Here is a 4,127-nt window from a genome sequence, read left to right as displayed (position 1 = left end):
TCAAAATTCAACATTCAAAATTCATAATTTTATAAAGTTTTCCTTAAGATTATCTAAACACATACATTTTGTAAAGCGTTATGGAATTAACTATAATACACCTACATTGAAGCTTACACTAGGGAAATATACCCTTGACCTTTCCGAAAAAACCTATATTATGGGCATCCTCAATGTAACCCCCGATTCATTCTCTGATGGGGGATTATACCTAGAGCCAAAAAAGGCAATTGAGCAGAGCTTTAAGATGAAAGAGGAGGGGGCAGATATTATTGACATTGGAGGCCAATCAACCCGGCCAGGAAGCACACCGGTATCAGAAAAGGAGGAGCTCAAGAGAATCCTTCCTGTTCTAAAAGCCCTGGCGGGAAGGATTAAATTACCAATTTCTATAGATACATATTCTTCAAGGGTGGCTGAGGAGTGCCTTAAGGAGGGTGCAAATATGATCAATGACATAAGCGGGCTTCGTTTTTCTCCTAATATGGCTGAGGTAATTGCAAGATTTAATGCCGGTTGTGTGATTATGCATATCAAGGGAAGGCCAAAGGATATGCAAAATAATCCAACCTACCAAGACCTATTTTCCGAGATTATGGCCTACCTTAGAGAGGGGATAAAAATTGCTGAAGGCTCTGGAATCTCGCAAATAATTATCGACCCTGGGATTGGCTTTGGAAAGACATTACCCCATAATCTAAAGATAATCAAGGGATTGAATAGATTCAAGGCTTTGAAAAAGCCTATATTGATTGGCGTCTCAAGAAAATCCTTTATTGGCCAAATATTAAATCTTCCTACCTCAGAAAGATTTGAGGGAACCCTAGCGGCTGTTTGCTACTCTATTTTAAAAGGTGCAAATATTGTAAGGGTTCACGATGTAGCTGGAGTAAAGAGGGCTATAGATGTAATAGATGCCATAAAAATAAAGGCATGTGTTTAGCAAGGCTCAACCATTACAAAGCTTTATTGCAAGCTCAATTGAGCTAATCATGCTATTCGGATTTGCCTTATTTTTGCCTGCAATGTCAAATGCACAGCCATGGTCAGGGGAGGTTCTTATAAATGGAAGGCCTATGGTTAAATTTACCGCTCTGTCAAATGCAAGCAATTTAAGGGGAATAAGCCCCTGGTCGTGATACATCGTAATAAAGCAATCAAAGCCCTTTTTTAAGAATGCTGTATCGGGTGGAAAGGGACCAGATACATTTATCCCTTCGCTTTCTGCCTTAAGGATTGCATCTTTTATCCTTGCCTCTTCCCTTCCCATTATTTCATCCTCTCCGCTATGAGGGTTAAGCCCAAGCACACAAATCTTTGCCTCTTTTATTTTAAAATGCTCCCTTAAGCTTTGATGGCTAAGTTTTATTGTCTCATAAATCCTTTTTTCTGTAATCATCCTACAAACCCTTGATAAGGGAATATGGATTGTTGCAAGGACAACCCTTAAATCTCCTGCGGTAAACATCATCCCAACCTTTCTTTTAGAAAGATGGGCAAGTATCTCGGTATGACCAATAAATTTGCTATATCCAGCCTTATGGATTGCAGATTTACATATGGGTGCGGTAACCATCGCATCAATTTTTTTCTCCTTTATGAGCTTGAATGCCTCCATTATGTAATCCAGGGATGCCCTTCCTGTTTCAGCCGATGGCTTTCCCATTACAAGGGTTTTAGGATTGATATTCTTAAGGTCTAAAATTTCTGCCTTGTTTGTAGAAATTATTCTTTTGTCTCCAATTACAATAAAATTAGCCTTTTGGGTAATGTTAGTAGAAAGGGCTTTTAAAACAACCTCAGGCCCTATGCCAGAGGGATCGCCAATGGTTATACCAATTGTGGATTTTTTCAAAGCGAAATAGAAAGCCCGGCATCAATGGTGATTACCTCTCCTGTGATATATGAGGCATCATCTGAGGCGAGAAAGGAAACGAGGCTTGCAATATCTTCTGGCTTTCCAAACCTTTTAAGGGGAATCTTTTCAATTATCCTATTTTTCATTTCATCACTTAATTTTTGGGTCATCTCTGTATCTATAAAGCCTGGTGCAATGGCATTTACCGTGATATTCCTTCCTGCCAGCTCTTTTGCTAAGCTCTTTGTTAAGGCAATCAGCCCACCCTTTGATGCAGCATAATTTGCTTGGCCAATATTCCCCATTATCCCGATTATTGAGGAGATGTTTATTATTTTTCCCCTTCTTTGCTTTATCATAATCTTTGAAACCTCACGGGAACAAAGGAATGCACCCTTAAGGTTTATATCCAAAACCCTGTCCCAATCATCATCAGACATTCTCATCAATAGCCCATCCCTTGTTATTCCAGCATTGTTAACCAAAAGATCAATTGTTCCTACCTTTTTTATTATCTTTTCTATCCCCTCTTTTATTTCGCTTGATGAGGTTATATCACATTTAAGGAAAATTTCATCTTTAACTGGCTCTTTTGGAGGTTCTAGATCAAAATTTGCTATTCTATAATTTGAAGAAAGCCTTTCTATAATTGCCCTTCCAATCCCCCTACTTCCTCCTGTGATTAAGGCAAGCATTACCAGCGATAGTGAGAAAATGCCTTGTTTGCCTCTGCCATTTTGTGGGTATCCTGTTTCTTCTTTACCGAGGCACCGGTATTGTTTGAGGCATCAATAAGCTCCAGAGCAAGCTTCTCATTCATTGGCTTTCCCTTTTTTGCCTTTGCATTTTGGATTATCCATTTAAAGGCAAGGAATATGCTCCTATTCTCAGGGACAGCCATAGGAACCTGATATGTTGCACCACCAACCCTTCTTGGCTTAACCGCAACCCTGGGACGGACATTCTCAATTGCTGTTTTAAATATTGCTAGAGGGTCTTTGTTAAGCCTATCTTTTATAATATCAAAGGCGTTATAGACTATTGCTTGAGCTAAGCTTTTCTTACCCCTTCTCATTACACAATTGATGAAATGGGAAACCAAGGGGCTTTGATATATAGGATCTACCATCCTTCTGGGTGGTCTACTATAATTTCTCTTTCTTGGCATTTACTTCACCCTCTCTATTAGCTGTTTAAAGCCCTCTTTGTCTTTAACAGCCATCTCAGCCAATATTTTTCTATTAAGCTCAATTCCCTTCTTTGAAAGCATATTTATAAATTTGCTATAGGTAAGACCATAAAGCCGTAAAGCTATGTTTATCCTTAATATCCAAAGACGCCTCATCTCCCTTTTTCTTAAGCGTCTATGGGAATAGGCATATACACCTGCTTTCACATTTGCCTCCTTTGCAAGCTTATACCAATTTTTTCTAGCTTCCCAATATCCCTTTGTTCGCTTATGAATCTTATTGTGCCTTTTCCTCTTTGTAACCGATGATTTTACCCTCATTTTGGCTTCTTTGCTCCGTATTTTGACCTTGCCTTTTTTCGATTGGCAACACCTAGGGCATCATAGATACCCCTTATGGTATGATACCTTACCCCTGGAAGATCCTTTACCCTTCCACCATGGATAAGGACAACCGAGTGTTCCTGGAGGTTATGGCCAATGCCAGGGATGTAAGAGGTAACCTCATAGCCCGAGGTAAGCCGAACCCTTGCTACCTTTCTTAAGGCAGAATTTGGCTTCTTTGGTGTTGTGGTATAAACCCTCACGCAAACCCCCTTTCTCTGAGGGCATTGTTTTAAGGCACGGGTCTTTTTCTTTACCTCTATCTTTTTCCTTCCCAACCTTACTAACTGATTTATTGTTGGCATAATTTTAAAATTTTACAATCTTCTTTTTTTCCTGTCAAGATTTTTTCTTCTAATCTTCCAGATGGGTATAGACATACTTACCACCTTAAGGAAAGAAAGATAAAGAAGATTATTAGAAATATAAGGCATATTGGAATGCCAATTTTTGCCCATTCCTTCATTTCTATCTCAAGCCTCTCGGCACAGATAATATTGGGAATGTTTCCTGGAATAAGCATCCCTCCACTTATAAGGAGGCTTAATAAAGAAGCTTTAATCTGAAAAAGGCTCATATGTGGCCCTATCTCACAGGCTGCCAGGGTTGCATTGTCAAGGATGCTTGAGCTTATATTAAGAAGATAAAGGACGAAGGGAGAAAGATTAGATACATAAAGATTAACAAATGGCTTAA

The 4,127-nt window shown here is 39.2% G+C and carries 7 protein-coding genes; 1 reads left to right on the top strand and 6 read right to left on the bottom strand.

Annotation, left to right across the window (positions count from 1 at the left end; genetic code table 11):
• The coding region (gene folP / locus AB1397_04345; GenBank protein MEW6482213.1) for a dihydropteroate synthase at window positions 1-943 on the top strand (943 nt) is incomplete at its 5' end.
• Window positions 944-949: 6 nt separating this feature from the next.
• On the opposite strand, the gene pdxA is transcribed toward folP, so the two are convergent.
• The 6 genes from pdxA to AB1397_04315 all read right to left on the bottom strand — a co-directional run.
• Entirely contained in the window at window positions 950-1,855 is a 906-nt protein-coding gene (gene pdxA, locus AB1397_04340) for a 4-hydroxythreonine-4-phosphate dehydrogenase PdxA (protein MEW6482212.1), read from the bottom strand.
• Window positions 1,852-2,553: a 3-oxoacyl-[acyl-carrier-protein] reductase gene (fabG, locus tag AB1397_04335; GenBank protein MEW6482211.1), complete on the bottom strand. Its 702-nt coding sequence runs from the start codon at window positions 2,551-2,553 to the stop codon at window positions 1,852-1,854. Before fabG ends, pdxA begins: the two co-directional genes overlap by 4 nt.
• The gene (gene rpsG / locus AB1397_04330; GenBank protein ID MEW6482210.1) at window positions 2,553-3,026 is read right to left on the bottom strand and encodes a 30S ribosomal protein S7; all 474 of its coding nucleotides are present in this window, start codon (window positions 3,024-3,026) and stop codon (window positions 2,553-2,555) included. Before rpsG ends, fabG begins: the two co-directional genes overlap by 1 nt.
• The gene (gene rplT, locus AB1397_04325; protein MEW6482209.1) at window positions 3,027-3,368 is read right to left on the bottom strand and encodes a 50S ribosomal protein L20; all 342 of its coding nucleotides are present in this window, start codon (window positions 3,366-3,368) and stop codon (window positions 3,027-3,029) included. It abuts the gene before it with no gap.
• The gene (gene rpsL, locus AB1397_04320) at window positions 3,365-3,736 is read right to left on the bottom strand and encodes a 30S ribosomal protein S12 (protein ID MEW6482208.1); all 372 of its coding nucleotides are present in this window, start codon (window positions 3,734-3,736) and stop codon (window positions 3,365-3,367) included. Before rpsL ends, rplT begins: the two co-directional genes overlap by 4 nt.
• A 77-nt stretch (window positions 3,737-3,813) precedes the next feature.
• On the bottom strand, window positions 3,814-4,127 hold a 314-nt coding region (locus AB1397_04315), incomplete at its 5' end, for a DUF1646 family protein (protein ID MEW6482207.1).

This window comes from bacterium (genome assembly GCA_040756715.1).
Classification (GTDB): domain Bacteria; phylum UBA9089; class UBA9088; order UBA9088; family UBA9088; genus JBFLYE01.
This window is presented reverse-complemented; position numbering and strand designations above follow the sequence as displayed.